General features: G+C 67.0%; 17 protein-coding genes. 7 read left to right on the top strand and 10 right to left on the bottom strand.

Annotated elements, in window-relative coordinates; genetic code table 11:
• Positions 1–13: 13 nt before the first annotated feature.
• Together bioF and bioB are read right to left on the bottom strand one after the other, a co-directional pair.
• The gene (gene bioF / locus CR918_RS18225; RefSeq protein WP_099785789.1) at positions 14–1,237 is read right to left on the bottom strand and encodes an 8-amino-7-oxononanoate synthase; all 1,224 of its coding nucleotides are present in this window, start codon (positions 1,235–1,237) and stop codon (positions 14–16) included.
• A 67-nt stretch (positions 1,238–1,304) separates the two neighbouring features.
• On the bottom strand, positions 1,305–2,348 hold the full coding sequence (bioB, locus tag CR918_RS18220; protein ID WP_099844069.1) for a biotin synthase BioB: 1,044 nt from the start codon (positions 2,346–2,348) through the stop codon (positions 1,305–1,307).
• A gap of 131 nt (positions 2,349–2,479) precedes the next feature.
• Here bioB and CR918_RS18215 point away from each other — a divergent pair, with 131 nt between their 5' ends.
• Both CR918_RS18215 and CR918_RS18210 read left to right on the top strand, forming a co-directional pair.
• Positions 2,480–2,908, top strand: coding sequence for a hypothetical protein (locus CR918_RS18215; protein WP_099844067.1), 429 nt, complete (start codon positions 2,480–2,482; stop codon positions 2,906–2,908).
• A 20-nt stretch (positions 2,909–2,928) separates the two neighbouring features.
• The gene (locus CR918_RS18210) at positions 2,929–3,549 is read left to right on the top strand and encodes a hypothetical protein (RefSeq protein WP_165780912.1); all 621 of its coding nucleotides are present in this window, start codon (positions 2,929–2,931) and stop codon (positions 3,547–3,549) included.
• A gap of 128 nt (positions 3,550–3,677) precedes the next feature.
• On the opposite strand, the gene CR918_RS18205 is transcribed toward CR918_RS18210, so the two are convergent.
• The gene (locus tag CR918_RS18205) at positions 3,678–4,100 is read right to left on the bottom strand and encodes an H-NS histone family protein (protein ID WP_099844062.1); all 423 of its coding nucleotides are present in this window, start codon (positions 4,098–4,100) and stop codon (positions 3,678–3,680) included.
• Between the two features lie 272 nt (positions 4,101–4,372).
• Here CR918_RS18205 and CR918_RS18200 point away from each other — a divergent pair, with 272 nt between their 5' ends.
• Both CR918_RS18200 and CR918_RS18195 read left to right on the top strand, forming a co-directional pair.
• Positions 4,373–4,894: an HAD family hydrolase gene (locus CR918_RS18200; RefSeq protein ID WP_157804433.1), complete on the top strand. Its 522-nt coding sequence runs from the start codon at positions 4,373–4,375 to the stop codon at positions 4,892–4,894.
• A 259-nt stretch (positions 4,895–5,153) separates the two neighbouring features.
• Positions 5,154–5,801, top strand: a complete 648-nt coding sequence (locus CR918_RS18195; protein WP_238379129.1) for a hypothetical protein — start codon at positions 5,154–5,156, stop codon at positions 5,799–5,801.
• Between the two features lie 181 nt (positions 5,802–5,982).
• Here CR918_RS18195 and CR918_RS18190 read toward each other — a convergent pair whose 3' ends face one another.
• Entirely contained in the window at positions 5,983–6,474 is a 492-nt protein-coding gene (locus tag CR918_RS18190; protein ID WP_157804432.1) for a GNAT family N-acetyltransferase, read from the bottom strand.
• A gap of 234 nt (positions 6,475–6,708) precedes the next feature.
• Between CR918_RS18190 and CR918_RS18185 the strand changes: the two genes are divergently transcribed.
• The 3 genes from CR918_RS18185 to CR918_RS18175 are packed head-to-tail and all read left to right on the top strand — an operon-like array spanning position 6,709 to position 8,508.
• Positions 6,709–7,404, top strand: a complete 696-nt coding sequence (locus CR918_RS18185; protein ID WP_099844058.1) for a ComF family protein — start codon at positions 6,709–6,711, stop codon at positions 7,402–7,404.
• Positions 7,405–7,462: 58 nt separating this feature from the next.
• Positions 7,463–8,014 carry an HdeD family acid-resistance protein gene (locus tag CR918_RS18180; RefSeq protein ID WP_099844056.1) on the top strand — a complete coding sequence of 184 codons (552 nt, stop codon included), beginning with the start codon at positions 7,463–7,465 and terminating at the stop codon, positions 8,012–8,014.
• Positions 8,014–8,508, top strand: coding sequence for a SecDF P1 head subdomain-containing protein (locus CR918_RS18175; protein ID WP_088101832.1), 495 nt, complete (start codon positions 8,014–8,016; stop codon positions 8,506–8,508). Before CR918_RS18180 ends, CR918_RS18175 begins: the two co-directional genes overlap by 1 nt.
• A 1-nt stretch (position 8,509) precedes the next feature.
• Here CR918_RS18175 and CR918_RS18170 read toward each other — a convergent pair whose 3' ends face one another.
• From CR918_RS18170 to CR918_RS18145, 6 genes are all read right to left on the bottom strand, one after another.
• Positions 8,510–10,321 (bottom strand): MFS transporter, encoded by a 1,812-nt coding sequence (locus tag CR918_RS18170; RefSeq protein WP_099844054.1) that lies wholly within the window; start codon positions 10,319–10,321, stop codon positions 8,510–8,512.
• 89 nt (positions 10,322–10,410) lie between these two features.
• Positions 10,411–11,526 carry an N-acetylglucosamine-6-phosphate deacetylase gene (locus tag CR918_RS18165; RefSeq protein ID WP_099844052.1) on the bottom strand — a complete coding sequence of 372 codons (1,116 nt, stop codon included), beginning with the start codon at positions 11,524–11,526 and terminating at the stop codon, positions 10,411–10,413.
• Complete coding sequence (locus CR918_RS18160; protein ID WP_099786165.1) at positions 11,523–12,299, bottom strand: DeoR family transcriptional regulator; 777 nt, start codon at positions 12,297–12,299, stop codon at positions 11,523–11,525. The genes CR918_RS18165 and CR918_RS18160 overlap by 4 nt, the downstream gene beginning before the upstream one ends.
• Before the next feature lie 33 nt (positions 12,300–12,332).
• The gene (locus CR918_RS18155) at positions 12,333–13,667 is read right to left on the bottom strand and encodes a D-tagatose-bisphosphate aldolase, class II, non-catalytic subunit (RefSeq protein ID WP_099844050.1); all 1,335 of its coding nucleotides are present in this window, start codon (positions 13,665–13,667) and stop codon (positions 12,333–12,335) included.
• 16 nt (positions 13,668–13,683) lie between these two features.
• The gene (locus CR918_RS18150; RefSeq protein WP_099844048.1) at positions 13,684–14,622 is read right to left on the bottom strand and encodes an ROK family protein; all 939 of its coding nucleotides are present in this window, start codon (positions 14,620–14,622) and stop codon (positions 13,684–13,686) included.
• Positions 14,615–15,769, bottom strand: a complete 1,155-nt coding sequence (locus tag CR918_RS18145) for an SIS domain-containing protein (protein ID WP_099844046.1) — start codon at positions 15,767–15,769, stop codon at positions 14,615–14,617. The genes CR918_RS18150 and CR918_RS18145 overlap by 8 nt, the downstream gene beginning before the upstream one ends.
• Positions 15,770–15,786 lie beyond the last annotated feature (17 nt).

Raw genomic sequence — 15,786 nt, 5'->3', positions numbered from 1 at the left:
ACTACACGATCACTCAGGCCAGCGCCGGCAACGACGGCGGCAGCACTTCGCGCGCGGCAAAGGCCACGCGGTCGCGTGCAACGGCGATGGCTTCGACCAGGCCGCGTACCTGCTCGGTGGTGTGCAGCGCGGACAAGGTGACGCGCAGGCGCGCCTTGCCTTCCGGCACGGTCGGTGGGCGGATCGCGCCGACCAGCCAGCCGGCCTGCTCCAGCGCCTGCGACATCGCCATGGCAGTGTGGTCGTCGCCACACAACAGCGGCTGGATCGGCGTTTCCGATGCCATCAGATCCAGCCCATGACGTCGCGCTTCGCTGCGGAACAGGGCAATCAGATCGGCCAGCTTCGCCCGGCGCCAATGATCGCGGCGGGCCAGGCGCACCGCTTCCAGTGCGGATGCCGCCAGCGCCGGCGCCATGGCGGTGGTGTAGATGTAGGGGCGTGCGGTTTCGGCCAGGTGCTCGATCAGGTCTTCGCGGCCGAGCACCAGCGCGCCGGAACCGCCGAGCGCCTTGCCCAGGGTGACCAGCTGCAGCGGCACATCGTCCACGCCCAGGCCGGCGGTGGCGACCGCGCCACGACCATCGCCGAGCACGCCCACGCCATGCGCATCGTCCACGTAGAACAGCGCCTGCTGCAGGCGCGCGACCAGCGACAGCGCACGCAGCGGCGCGATATCGCCATCCATGCTGAAGACACCGTCGGTAGCCAGCATCGCTGCGCCATCGGGCGCATGCTTGAGTTGGCGCATCGCACCTTCCGCGTCCAGGTGCGGGTAGCGGCGCAGGCGCGCGCCGGCCAGCCGGGTGGCATCGAGCAGACTGGCGTGGTTGAGCTTGTCCTGCACGCAGACATCGTTCTCTTCGCCCAGCAGCGCCTGCTGCACGGCCAGGTTGGCGGTGAAGCCACTGCCGAACAGCAAGGCACGCGGGTAACCGAGCCACTCGGCCATTTCGCGTTCCAATGCGTCGTGCAGCGCGTGGTGGCCGCAGACCAGGTGCGAAGCACCGGCACCGGCACCTTCGCGCGCGGCGGCATCCTGCAGTGCGTTGACCACGCTGAACTGCTGGGCCAGGCCCAGGTAATCGTTGCTGCAGAAGCCGGTCAGCCAGCGCCCATCGACTTCCAGGCGCACACCATCGCGACGGGTGACCGTGCGCCGCGGGCGGCGACGGCCTTGTGCATCGCGCAACGCGCGCTGGGCTTGGAGGCGGGCGGTCAGGTCGGGGCGTGCCATGGCGGCTGGATGCGGCGACGGGGCGGCTAGGGTAGCGCGTTGCCGCGACGCCTGCTTGGCCGCCGGCTCAGGCCGCGTGAGCGCAGCCGCAGCCGGGGCCATCGGCGCTGATATCGGCATGCACGGTGCCGCCATGGTCATGACCGTCGGCGTCCACCTGCACCGCCATCGGCTGCAGGCCCAGGCGTGCGAACAGGGCCATGTCGCGCTCGCTCTCCGGGTTGCCGGTGGTCAGCAGCTTGTCGCCATGGAAGATGGAGTTGGCGCCGGCCAGGAAGCACAGCGCCTGCAGCTCATCACTCATCGCCTCGCGGCCGGCCGACAGCCGCACCATCGAACGCGGCATGGCGATGCGGGCCACGGCGATCATGCGCACGAACTCGAACGGGTCCAGCTCGGCACTGCCATGCAGCGGCGTGCCGGTCACCTGCACCAGCTTGTTGATCGGCACCGAATCGGGATGCGCCGGCAAGGTGGCCAGCGCCAGCAGCAGGCCGACCCGCTGCGCGCGTGTTTCGCCCATGCCAACGATGCCGCCGCAGCAGGTCTTCAACCCCGCATCGCGCACATGGCCCAGCGTATCCAGGCGATCCTGGTACTGCCGGGTGTGGATGATCGACTCGTAGTAGTCCGGCGCGGTATCGAGGTTGTGGTTGTAGTAGTCCAGGCCGGCGTCCTTCAACGCGCGCGCCTGCTCGCCACTGAGCATGCCCAGCGTGGCGCAGGTTTCCAGGCCCAGCGCTTTCACCCCGGCGATCATTGCCGCCACCTTGGGGATGTCGCGGTCCTTCGGCGAACGCCACGCTGCGCCCATGCAGAAACGCGAGGCACCGGCCGCTTTGGCTTGGCGGGCCTTGGCCAGCACCGCATCGGTGTCCATCAGTTTCTGTGCGTTGACCCCGGTGCTGTAGCGCTGCGCCTGCGGGCAGTACGCGCAGTCTTCCGGGCAGCCACCGGTCTTCACCGACAACAGCGTGGAGACCTGCACCCGGGCCGGGTCGAAGTGCTCGCGGTGGACGGCGGCGGCGCGGAACAGCAGTTCCGGGAAAGGCAGGTCGAACAGCGCCTGCAGTTCGTCGTGGTGCCAGTCGTGGCGGATGGCGGTTGCCATGGCGGGACCTTGGAAGGGCTGGAGCGAGGGCGCAGTCTGGGTGGGTCGTAGTGCGCTGTCAACTGTTTTGATTTTATGTAAGTTTACAGTGCGGACGAGGGTTAGACTGGGTGCTCACGCAAAGGATTGCCATGAACACCTCATTGATTGCGGTACTGAAGGTCGTGGCGGCGAACGCGCTGCAGGCGACGGCGATTGCCACTGCCCTGATGCTGACCACCGTTCCCGTCGTTGCCATTGCAGCGACGCAGTGCGTGCTGCCGGTCGCCGACGGCGGTGACATCGCTCCCTCGCCGCCCTCGGTGACGGGAACGATCGTGAAGGTCCGCGATCGCCAGCTGACGGTCCAGACCCGCGCAGGCGCGGTTCACCGCACCATCGTCAACGACGGCACCGGCTTGTGGACCGTCTATGGCGGCGGCATCGATGAAACCGATCTCAAGGTGGGGCAGCACGCATTGATCTGGCTGCAGGATTGCGGGCACGTGGGAAAGACACCGCAGGTCGCAGCTGTCGTGCAGATCTGCTCGCTTGCCGCCGAAGCATGTGCAGAGCGATAAGGCGTCTTGAGGAGATGAGCATGTCCAGAAGTCGCACTTCGCTGGTCGTCCTGCTGGCCATGGCCGGCGCAGGACTGGCCCTTTGCTCAGTGACGCAGGTGCAGGCGATGCAGGCAAGCGCCCCGGATGCCACGGATGCTGCAAGTTCCATTGGTCCGACTGCCGCACAGGTCGCAGAAAACGCGCGAATCCGCGAGGCGATCTTCAATGGTGAAGGCGGCAATCCCAGGCTCGCTGACTACCCCGTAACAAAGATCCATAGCGGGCCGGCCGCATCGCTGGACCTCAGCGATCCGCGCGCCCGCATGTTCAGGACACGCCTGTCAGCAGCCCTGAAGGACGGAGAGGTCGGCTTTGCCGGCGAGTACACGCTGGTGGGATGGGGATGCGGAACCAGTTGTGTTTCGATGACCTTCGTCAGCAAGCGCACCGGCAAGCTGGCCACCCCATCGCTGGGCGGAGAGCTCGGCCCGATGGTGGTCAAGGTCGATCCGCACAGCGCGCTGGTAGTGGCCGAGGGCGGGGAGTTCGACGACAACTATGCCAGGACCGGCAACTTCGCCTTCTTCTACGTGCTGGAAGGACGCGCGCTCAAGTTGATCCGCAAGGTGCCGCTGCCGGTGGCCCTGGGCGAGGAGTGAGCGGCTGGATGGAGTTGCAGGCCACGGCCGTCGCTACGATGCGATAGAGCTGCCTGCACCGCCCGACCTGGAAATGCACGCATTGGTGCCACGGCGATCGTCCGCTCCGTGCGCCGAGCACCCACGGCTCAGCTCTGCTTGAAGACGGTTCTCTGCCCGATCGCGCTGGACTTTCGAACGTCGGACCGGCCCAGCCCGGGAATCAGGAAATCGGCAGGGCTGCGGCCATGCTTGGTCTTCTGGGCAAGCCAGCGCGGCATCCGGCCGCGGCCCGACCACGTATTGCGCTTGTTGTCCGGGTCGCGGTACTTGGCCGCCACTTTGCCTGCCTTGCGCCGTGTGGCAGGTTTGCGGACCGGTGCAGCGGCCTCGGCGGGCGCGGCCCCGATCAGCTCTTCAATCGTGTAGCCGCACTGCGCGGCGAAGGCGATCAGCTTGCGACGGACAACGGCCACGGGGCGGCGGCTGGCAACCAGCGCCCTCCGCTGCTCGGCAGCAGTCACAAGGGCGTTCAGTTCGCGCAGGCTCAGGTGTTCGACGTCGATTGTCATGCCGCGAAGGGTCCGGACATCCCGGCAGCCTGTCAAGCAGCGGACGGGTATCTAGCCTAGGCAACCAGTCCCCCAGCCGGGCGCCACCAGGCATCTCGCCACCAGTGTGGGTAGGCCCAGGGCGTCCAGCATGCTGCTGACGCTGTGGGGTATGTTGTTGAAAGGCGGCGGACCCAGCCGCCACCTTGTCGAGTACTTTTACTTTATCGATGCCGCTGAGCGTGGAACGAGACCAGACCGGAAACATGCCCACAACTGACCGAAAGCTCCTGGTGCTCGATCTCGATGAAACGCTGGTTCATGCCAGTGCGCGTCAGTTGCACCGTCCTGCTGACACTCAAGTGGTGGGCTATCACGTCTACAAGCGTCCCTACGTTGACGACTTCCTGGATTTCGCATTCGCGCACTTCAACGTAGGGGTGTGGACATCTTCCGGCAGTCTGTATGCCGAGCCACTGGTGGCATGGTTGATGCCAGGGCGCACGCTGGAGTTCCTGTGGTCGTCCCAGCGCTGCAGTACTGCGCGTGATTGGGAGACCGGTGGCTACACCAGCCAGAAGCGCCTGGCCAAACTGAAACGTCTAGGCTTTGCGCTGGAGCAGATGATCGGCATTGACGACACTCCCAGCAAGTACGCCAAGAACTACGGAAATCTGATACAGGTGCGGGAGTTCACTGGTGATGGTTGCGACGATGAACTGCTTCATCTTTCTCGATATCTGGATGTACTGCGCGCGCAGCCCAACATCCGGACCGTGGAGAAGCGCCGTTGGCGAGAGCGCATGATGGAGTGAATCGGCAGGATCATTGATTCACCCGCTTCCAGTGTCGTTTGCGGAAGTGTCACGCTGCGCACACCACCGCACTCCTGTGCGCGGTGCCCGCAGCCGGCCCCCTTTCTGGTTTCACCAACGTCTCTGCGCTTTCGTATGAAGCGGACGACCAGCAATGTTGAAGGGACGCGTGGGCGGGTTCTTCGCCGATTCAATGATGCTGGCCGACGTTCCTTCCAGTACGATTCCGCGAACGTTCGCAAGCGCAAGGATGCCTTCGATGTCGACCGCTCAGCACTCTCGAATGATCAATGCTGCAGCCAGAACGGTGCTGCGCCCTCTGGGCTGCGTGCAGAAGGGACGCTCCAGAATCTGGATTGACGACCAGGTATGGTGGATCGGCGTGGTTGAATTCCAGCCCTCTTCGGGACGGAAGGGAAGCTATCTGAATGTTGGAGCGTGCTGGCTCTGGCATGAGAAGGACTTCCTTTCATTCGACGCCGGGCACAGAGTGGGAACCTTCCACGAATTCATCGACGAGGAGCAGTTCTCGGCGGAGGCCACGCTGCTGGCCAGGCGTGCAGCGCAGGAAGTCGTTGCGCTGCGCGATCGCTTCCCCTCGATTGCCCACGCGCTGGCGTGGACCACTGCCAATGCATCGCCCACGCTATGGAACACGTACCACTCGGCGGTGTTGGCGGTGTTGGCGGGTGAGGTCGAACGCAGTGGGTTGTTGTTTACAGAAGTGATCGCCGATCCAAATGACGTGCCATGGGCCGTTGAGCTGAAGCAGAGGGTTGTCGGGCTGCTGCATTGCCTGGAGTCAGGGGCTGGCTTTGAACAGGAGATCGCGGCCACGATCGGGCGAACGCGTATCGCGCTGGGACTGCCTGCCTGCCAGCGTGCAGCCAATGGGATCGAGTTTTGAGGGGAATTCACGGTGGTCGATCCGCTGCGTGCGGCTGACCCCCGGTGAGCCCAAGCCAGCCACGTCCAGCCTTGGGCTGCCGCCGCCAGGAGCAGGGCAAGCCCTTGCGTGGTTGCACCGTCCTATTGGCCATCCTGGCGCGGGCGAGTGCTGACCGGGGAGCTGGGGGGGCTCCCCATCGTCATATCGCCCTGATCAGGAACAGGCGGAAGTCTGTTCCTTCTGACCCGGCTGGGACGCTGCACGCCATGCCCATCCTTGCAAGATTCCGTTCCCAGAATGCGTGCGCCACATGATCCTTGCGGAATGTGGCCAGCAGCCATTCCCCCGACTTAGGCCGCACAAGCTCTGCGACCACTGCGGACGCGATGCCTTTGCCCCGATGCTTTGGAAGGATGAACAGATCGGCCAACTCTGGCAGGCGCCGCCCCTGGAACTCGACTTCATCCACCTGGACGAATCCACACAGCTGGCCATCGAGCCAGAGCAGACGGGTCCACTCCGGCTCTTCCTGCAGGCGGACCCGGACATCGGCAAGTGCGCAGTCGTAGAGACCATCGGCAAGGATCTCCTCACCACTCCAGGCAGAGGCTTCGAAGTAGTACAGCTGCATCAATCTGAAGACCACATCTGCGTCCTGCGCAGTTGCCTTGACCAGCGTCAGTCCGTCCATGCAGTAGAGGTCCATCCAGGGCGACTGCGCCCATCCTGATGATAGCTGGCGCAGGATCGGCCAGTGCTGGTTCTGCAGTTCCGGCCGTATGTGGATGGAAGCGCGCGGTAGCAGGTGCGATGCAGGTCCACGGCCTGGCAAGGTGCAGTCCCCATCGGCCAACGCTCCCTGTACTGACATGCAGGCAGCCCCTTCACCGATGGGCAGCCTGCGCTTGCAGGGCGATGCTGCGGCATGCGCCTCCCACTGCCTTCTGTCCTTGGTGAACCGTTGCAGGCCGCCTTTCGCCTGTTGCTGTCCCTGCGCTGCCTGGTCTGCAGCGAGCGCGGTCACGACACCCTCGACCTCTGCGTCGCCTGCCTCGCCGACCTGCCGTGGGCGGGTCGCGCCTGCCTTCGCTGCGCGCTGCCGCTACCGGACGACGCCCTGCCCATCTGCGGCACCTGCCGTGACGAGCCGCCGCCGCAGACCGCTACCCACGCCAGCCTGCTGTACCTGCCGCCGATCGATCAACTGCTGGTCCGCTACAAATTCCACCAGGACCTGGCTGCTGGACGCCTGCTTGCGCAGTTGATGCTGCGCAACCCGCCGCCATGGTCGTGCCCACCGCTGGTACCGGTGCCGCTGCATCCCAGGCGACTGCGCCAGCGCGGCTATGATCAGGCAGCCGAGCTGTGCCGGCTGCTGCGGACGCCGAGGTGGCGCGGGCTGTACCGTCGCCGTCATACCGCGCCGCAGTCCGAACGCAGCGCCGAGCAGCGCCGCGACAACCTGTTCGACGCCTTCGATGTGCGCGGTGCCGTCCCCGCGCGGCTGACCATCGTCGACGATGTGATGACCACCGGCAGCACCGTGCTGGAAGTCGCCGAGACGCTGCGGCTGGTGGGGGCTGAAGATGTGCGGGCATGGGTCTGTGCGCGGGTGCCGTGATCGCACCTTTCATTCCGTAGGTCTAGGATGTCCACGAACCCGGATCGAAGGAGTGGTCATGAATTCCCCTCTGTCTCCCTTGTTGTCGGCCGTTGGACGCAGCTGGTGGATCCTGCTGCTGTACGGTCTGGTCGCGCTGGGCTTCGGCATCATCGCGATCGGCTGGCCGATGTCGGCGGCCATCGCGCTGGCGTGGACGCTGGGCGTGATGGCGATCGTGGAAGGCGTCATCAGCCTGCTGGCGTTGATTACCGGTGGTAGTGGCGCCTCGCGTGGCTGGCTGCTGCTGTACGTGGCCGCCTCGCTGGGCTTCGGCATCCTGGCGGTGATCAATCCGCTGGCCACCGCCAGCGTGCTGGTGCTGTTCCTGGCGGCATGGCTGCTGGTGGCAGGCATCTATCGCATCGTCTTCGCCATCCGCGTGCGCAGGCAGATCCAGGGTGAGTGGTTGCTGATCCTCAGTGGCGTGCTGGCCATCGTGCTGGGCCTGCTGTTCGCGGCCAACCCGTATGCCGGCGTAGCGGTAACCACGTTGTGGATCGGCATCGGCAGCCTGCTGTACGGCGTGCTGCAGGTGCTGGTGGCGTTCAAGCTGAGGAAGCTGCGCTGATGCGGGGCTGGAACAGATGGGCGTTGCTCGGCGGCGGCCTCGCGGTGTTGCTGCTGGCGGGCTGCAACCGGGTGCTTCCGGCGGAGACACGGCATCCGCCGCGGGAGGGGGTGCAGGTGCAGATGCGTGAGGTCGATCCCGATGGCCGCGCTACCCTGCAGTGGCAAGGGCGCAGCATCGCCGTGAAAGCGCCGCCGATGCTCACCAGTGCCGATATCGTCGACGTGCGAGCGGCGTTGGACGCCGCCCACCAGCCCGTACTGGAACTGACGTTCCGCAAGGAGTCCGCCGGCCGGTTGCTGCACGCGACCGAGGCCCTGGTGGGCAAGCAGGTGGCGCTTACCGTCGATGACCACGTGCTGTCCGTGGCCACCATAGCGGGCCCTTTTGGCGAGTCCATGCAGGTGGCCGGTACCAACATGAGCGTGGCCGAAGTGCACGACATGGCGCGCTACATAGTGCACGGCGGCCCTGCGCCGCCACAGCAGCGCTGAATCAGCGCTGCTTTCCTGCAAAGCCGGCTTCGATCTCTTCCAGCGAGCGCCCCTTGGTTTCCGGCAGCCAGAATGCGGCCACCAGGAAGAACACGAACGTGCAGCCCGCCCAGAACAGGAACATGCTGGCGTAGCCGTAGTGCCCCACCGTCGGCAGGAAGATGGCGGCAATGGTGGTGGACACGAACTGGTTGATCAGCAGCGCGATGCTCATGCCGTTGGAGCGGATGCGGTTGGGCATCAGCTCGGACAGCGCCAGCCACACGCACACGCCTGGGCCAACTGCGAAGAACGCCACGAATACCAGGATGCAGGCAGCGACGGCCCAGCCATGCGCGGGCGGCGGAATCGGGCCGATACGGGCTTGCTCGATGCGCAGCGGTGCCTGCGCGGCACTGGCCGGGTCGGCGAACGGATTGAGGTGCATCGTGCGGAAGAACGCGCCGATGACGCTGTCCGGTTGCACGGTGCCGGCGCGCTCGATGCGCAGCTCGCGGTCGGTCAGGTTGTCGCTGCGCAGCGCGCGCACGTTGGTGAAGTCGCCATAGGCGTAGGACACGGTCAGCTGCAGCGGCCGGCCCTCGCGGTCGACGCCACCGGCAAGATGCTGCCACTGCGCGTCATCCAGTACCAGTTGCAGGCCATCGCCACTCACTGCGGCCTGCAGGTGCGGCTGCACGTCGGCGCGGCCCCGTTCGGCCTGGAAGAACAGCGTTGCTGCGGCCAGCAGGGCCACGCAGATGCCACCGCTGCCCAGCATCAGCAGGAACTTGCGACCCTTGCGGTCGACCAGCAGCAGCGCGGCGACGGTCATCACCGCGTTGAGCAGTTTGATCGCCACGTCGGCGCCGTTGGCCACCGAGCCGGACAGGCCTGCCTGGTTGAGGATGTTGACCGCATAGGCCAGCACCGAGTTGATGCCGGTGGCCTGGGTGCAGGCCAGCACCACGCAGGCCAACACGAATGGCACCACGTAGCGGCGGCTGAGCAGCGGGTCGCGCTTGCCGCTGCTGCTGCTCGATTCCGGAGCCTGGATCTGCGCCAGGGTGGGCTCGACGTCGGCAGCGGGCAGCACGCGCTGCAGGCTGCGGCGCGCATCATCGATGCGGCCACGACGCACCAGCCAGCGCGGTGATTCGGACAGCCAGAAGATGCCGGCGCAGAACAGCAGGCCCGGTGCCAGGCAGGTCCAGAAGATGGTGCGCCAGGCGTGGTCCTTCACCGTGAACAGCTCCTGTGCCTGCTGCGCGACCGGCAGCGAGCGCACCGACTCTGCGGCAGCGTCCACGGCATGGGCGTGGTACAGGCCGATCAACGCGGCCAGCACCAGGCCGACGGTCAGCAGCAGCTGGAACATCGCCGCGCCGCGGCCGCGCCGTTCCGGGCTGAGCACTTCGGCCAGGTACAGGGGAATGACCACGCCGATCAGGCCGCCGCTGACACCCTGCAGCAGGCGCCCCAGCAGCAGCGGGGTGTAACCCGAGGCCAGTGCCATGATCGGGATGCTGGCGGTGAACAGCACGCCGGCCAGCAGCATCGCGCCACGGCGGCCGATGAGGTCGGCGATCATGCCGGCGAACAGCGAGGACAGCACGCTGCCCAGCAGCACCGCAGCGACGACAAAACCGAGCTGCTGGCTGCTGAGCTGCCAGGCGTGGCTGGCGGTGGCTTCAAGATAGGGCAGGGCGCCAGCGATGATGCCGATGTCGATGCCGTACAGCAGGCCACCGAGGCCGCCGATGAAGAGCAGGTAACGTACGGGCCAGCGCGGGGCGGTGGAAGCGGGTACGGCAGGTGCAGTGGCTGCGGTCATCGGCTCGTTCCTGGACTGACGGGATGGTGCGTGGCTGATGCAATGCGCTTGCGCGCCTTGAGTGCGGCATCCGGGCCGCATGGCGTGTGTCAGTCCAGATCGATCAATCGACCGCCCACCACGACCTGCTGCAGGCGCAGTTCCGCATCCAGCACCACCAGGTCGGCGCGGGCGTCGGGCGCAATGCGGCCGCGATCGCCCAAGCCCAGGTAATCGGCCGGGAAGGTGGACACGCGCTGCGATGCGTCAGCCAGATCCAGACCCACCTGCACCAGGTTGCGCAGCGCCTGGTCCATGGTCAGCGCGCTGCCGGCCAGCGAGCCGGTGGCCAGGCGCACGCAGCCGCCGCACTTGTGTACGCGCTGCTCGCCCAGTGCGTACTCGCCATCGGGCATGCCGGTGGCGGCCGTCGCGTCGGTTACCGCATACAGGCGCGGAATCGCGCGTGCGGCCAGACGGATCACGCCGGGATGGATGTGCTGCAGGTCGGGAATGATCTCGGCGTACTGCGCATGCGCCAGGGCAGCGGCGGCGATGCCCGGCCGGTAGTGGTCGACGCCGGTCATGCCGTTGAACAGATGGGTGAAGCCGGAAGCGCCGGCCTGCAATGCGGCCACGCCTTCCTCGTAGGTGCCGGCACTGTGGCCGAGCTGCACGCGGATGCCCAGTGCGGACAGCGCGGGGATCAGCGCGGTGTGCTCGCCGATCTCCGGCGCCAGCGTCATCACCCGGATCGGTGCCAGCGCGTGCAGCTGCCGCACCAGCGCCATCGTCGCCTCGATCGTACGATTGGGTTGTGCGCCCAGCCGCTGCGGGCTGATGAAGGGGCCTTCCAGGTGCACACCGGCGATGCAGGCGGCATCGGCATCGGGCGCTGCCATCGTTGCCGCAACGCCCTGCAGCGCGTATTCGATCTCGTCCAGGCCAGCGGTCATGGTGGTCGCCAGCAGCGTGGTGGTACCAAAGCGCGCATGGGTACGGGCGATGGTGCGGGCCACTTCGCCGCCCTGCATCAGGTCGACGCCGGCCGCGCCATGCACGTGCAGGTCGATGAAGCCGGGCAGGATCACCGGCAGCTGCGGGTCATCGCCGCCGCTGTGGTCATTTACCTGCAGCTGGCGCACGTGCGAATCGAACTGGACCTGGCCGCGACGCCAGCCCAACGGGGTGAGGATGCGGCCATGCAGGGAGCGGGTGTCGGTCATGCGGGGGGCTCGGCGATGATCACTTCGATGCCCAGCCGCTGCAGCCCCTCGCGGGTCGCGTCGTCGATGCCGGCGTCGGTGATGATGGCGTGGATCTGATCGAGGCGGGCGATGCGGTGCAGGCTGACGCGTCCGAATTTGGAGGCGTCGGTGAGCACCACGATGCGCCGCGCGCGTTCGACCATGCGGTGGTTGAGGCGGGCTTCGGCTTCGTCGTGGGTGGTCAGGCCGAACTGCAGGTCCAGGCCATCCACGCCCAGGAACAGGGTGTCGAAACTGTAGGAGTTGAGGCTGGCTTCGGCCTGGCTGCCCTGCAGCGACAGCGATTGCTGGCGCAGCAGTCCGCCGGTCAGCAGCACGGTGATGCCGGCCGCGTTGGCCAGTTCCCAGGCGATGTTCAGGCCGTTGGTCATCACCGTCACATCGCGGTGTTCGCGCAGATGGCGGGCCAGGGTCATCGTGGTGGAGCCGGAGTCGATGATGATGTTGTCACCGGCCTGCACCAGGCGCGCGGCCGCCGTGCCGATGGAGTCCTTCAGCGGCAGGTTCAGCGCATCCTTTTCATGGATGTCCTGCTCCTGCGGCGGCGTTCGCACCAGGGTGGCGCCACCGTGGGTTCGCGTGGCCAGCCCCTGCGATTCGAAGTGGGTCAGGTCGGCACGGATGGTCACCGCCGACACGCCGAAGCGCTCGACCAGATCGGCCACCTGCACCGTGCCGTGCTCGATCAGCAGCTGCAGGATCTGTTGCCGGCGGGAGCGGGTGTTGCGCATGGCCATTCTCGGTTTCGCAGGGAAAGGTAGAGATTAGCCGTTCGCAAGATCGGCGGCAGCCGGACTTGCGTTGTGCTTGCGGGTTCCTGCCTGGTTGGCGCTGCAGGCGCGGGCGTATTCGCCCAGGCACAGGCCGATGCGATGCTGCACCAGGGCGGTAGGCGTATTGGCCAGGGTGCCCTCGCGCACGGCGCGGTACTGCTCCGGCAGGTACTGGCTGAGCAGCACCAGCGGCGGCGCGTGCAGTTCCAGGTTGGCGAACAGGGTCTGCACGGCCTGCACCAGCGCCGGCTCGCCCCAGTAGTAGCGGCAGCGGTCACTGAAGGAATAGCTGCGCAGCAGGCGCAGGGTCGCTTCGTCGCCCTGGTAGTAGGACTGCCAGGACTTCGGCTGCGCCACCATCACCTCGTCCAGCACCTGCGGCAGGCGCGAGCACTGCGCGGCCGGCAGCAGCTCGGCTTCGATGGCAGCGAGTGCGAACAGCGCTTCGCGGTAGGCGAAGGTGGCCGCGGGGCCAACCTTGAGGATGGCGAAATGGTCGCGCACCAGGGCATGCAGGCCGCTTTCGCGCTGGTAGTCGGTCGAATGCGCTTCGAACACGATGCGCGGCTGCTGTTCGAGGAAGTCGGCCAGCTCGCTGGCGGCGGCCGCGTCGTACTCGTGCACGCTGCTGTGGTCGAAGTCCACGCCCGGCTGCACCACCATGGCCAGCACACGCTGCCATGCATCGCGCAGCAGCGGGGTATCGAAGGCCTGCCGGTGGATGGCCAGGGTCTGCGCAGCGGCAGCCGGGGTGGTCACCTGCAGGCCACCGGCCAGCGAGGCTTCGCCACCGGGAATCGGCACTTCGGTACCGATGACATAGACCGGCGGCGGCAGGCCGTTCTCGGCGGCGGTGCGCTCGGCGATCTCGGCCAGCTCGGCCGAACGTGCAGCAACGATGGCATCGGGCAGCGGCACCGGGTCATCGGCGCAGGACATGCTGCAGTCCAGGTGGATCTTGTGGAAACCAGCGGCGACGTAGGCCTCGATCAGCACGCGCGCATGGGTCATCGCTTCGGCGGCCGGGCGCTTCTGCCACGCGTTCGGGCCAAGGTGGTCACCGCCGAGGATCAAGCGCTCGCGCGGGAAGCCTTCCTCATCGGCCAGGGTGCCGACGTAGTCGCGGTACTGCGGCGGGGTCATGCCGGTGTAGCCGCCGAACTGGTCGACCTGGTTGGAGGTGGCTTCGATCAGCAGCACGGTATCGTGCGCCAACGCCACGTGCATGGCCGCGCGCAGCACCTGTTCGTTGCTGCAGCAGACGCTGTACAGGCCGACGTTGTGGCCGGCGCGGTGGGAGGCAAGCAGGGTCTGCAACGGGGACATGGTCAAGCTCCGGACATCAGGAAAACGAGGGTTGGCAGGCCAGCAGGGCGGCACCGCGTGCACCACCGGCATCGCCGAAGCGCGGCGGAACGATGGGTGGCACCTGCACGCCGTTGAACAGATGCGCGGCGATGGCCGCCGGCAACAGCTGGTACAGCGGTGCGTACTGGGACAGGCCGCCACCGAGCACGATCACGTGCGGGTCCAGTGCCAGCACCAGTGCGGCCAGGCTGTGGCCGAGCAGGTCGCGATGGATGTCCAGTGCCTGCCGTGCACGTGCATCGCCGGCCTCGGCCAGGGCGACCACCACGCTGGCATCGGCAGCGCTGCCACCGAGGTGGCGCTCGATCATCGCCAGGCCACTCCCGGACACGTAGCGCTCCACGCAGCCTTGCAGGCCACAGGCGCAATCGATGAGCGGCAGGCCATGACGCTGCAGCAGGTGACCCGGCACGCTCCAGTGGCCCCATTCGCCGGCCAGGCCGTTGAAGCCGGACAGCAGGCGCCCCTGCAGGCAGAAGCCGCCACCGGCACCGGTGCCGAGGATGGCGCCGAACATGCTGGGGTAGCCATCGGCGGCGCCACCGTGCGCTTCAGAGAGCGCAAAACACTGCAGGTCGTTGCCGAAATGCAGCGGGCGCTGCAGGCGTGCCTGCAGATCAGCCGCCACGCATTGACCGGTCAGCGCAGGCACATTGGCGCTGAGCTGGCGGCCGTTGCGACGATCACGCACGCCGGGCAGGGCGATGCCGATGGCCGCATCGCTGCGACCCAGCGCAGCATCGGCTTCAGCAACCAATGTCACCACCGCCTGCAGGAAGCCGTCGTAGTCGCCCTGCGGGGTAGCCACGCGGCGGCGCCAGGTGACCTGCATCGCCGCATCGCACACCACCAGCTCGATCTTGGTGCCGCCGATGTCGATGCCGTAGCAGGCGTTGGCGATCAGCTCAGCCATGGTGGATGGTGACACCCTTGACCACGCGGTTGACGGTGCCGTCCGGGAACGGATTGTCGGGGGTCAGGCCGAGTGCGGCCGAACGCTGAAGCGCGTACAGCTGCGCAAAGCCCAGCCACACTGGGGCCAGCCACGGGTCATCCAGGGCAGGCACGGTGAGGGTGTAGTCATCGTCGGCGCCGATATCCGAATGCGGGCCGATCGACAGCACCTGGCCGGCGACGCCGTCGCGGCGCAGTTCTTCCAGCAGGTCCTGCTCATAACGGCGCGCCAGCGGCTGCACGCTGCGCAGCACGACCACCAGGGTGCTGCCGTCCAGCGTGGACTTCGGTCCATGGCGGAAGCCGAGCGGGGTGTTGGCCAGCGCCAGCACGCGGCCGGCGGTGAGCTCCAGCACCTTCAGCGCAGCCTCGCGCGCCAGTGCTTCCAGCGGGCCGCTGCCAAGGTAGATGACCCGGTTGAACGGGCGCTGCGCCAGCGCGGCCACAGCTGCATCCCATTGGGCCTGGCCTTCGCGGGCCAGACCGGCAATCTGCTGCAGGCGCGCGATGCGCGCATCCCACGGCGAACGGTCGAACACGGTCAATGCCGCCAGCAGCATGCAGGTCAGGCTGCTGGTCATGGCGAAGGCGCGGTCGCAGCTGGCCGACGGCATCAGCAGGGTGAAGGTGTCGGCACGGCCGGCGCCACGGCGGGCCAGCTCGCCCTCGGCATTGCAGGTGATGTCCAGGAAGCGCGCATCGTCCACGTCACTGCGCACACGGTCGACGGCGGCAACGCTTTCGGGGCTGGAGCCGCTGCGGCCGAACGACACCAGCAGGGTCGGACGATCGCGCTGCAGGTACAGCGCAGGATGGGTGAGCAGGCTGGTGGTATGCACCACGCGCACCTCGGCCGGCCACTGCGCGTTGATGGCATCGGCCACCATTTCAGCGATGAAGCCGGAGCTGCCGGCGCCGGTGAACAGCACGCGCTGGTTCGGGTCGTTGAGGCTGTCGCCGAGGAAGGCCTGCAGGCGGTCGCGGGCACGCGACAGATCCTGTGCAAGGGCTTCCCACAGCGCCGGCTGCTGGGCGATTTCGGTAGCGGTATCGGCTCCGCCGCGGCGCTGCCAGGCGGACACATCGGAAAGCAGGGTGACGTCCATTCGGAGGTTCCAGTTGG

The organism is Stenotrophomonas indicatrix, from assembly GCF_002750975.1.
In the GTDB taxonomy this organism is placed as follows: domain Bacteria; phylum Pseudomonadota; class Gammaproteobacteria; order Xanthomonadales; family Xanthomonadaceae; genus Stenotrophomonas; species Stenotrophomonas indicatrix.
This window is presented reverse-complemented; position numbering and strand designations above follow the sequence as displayed.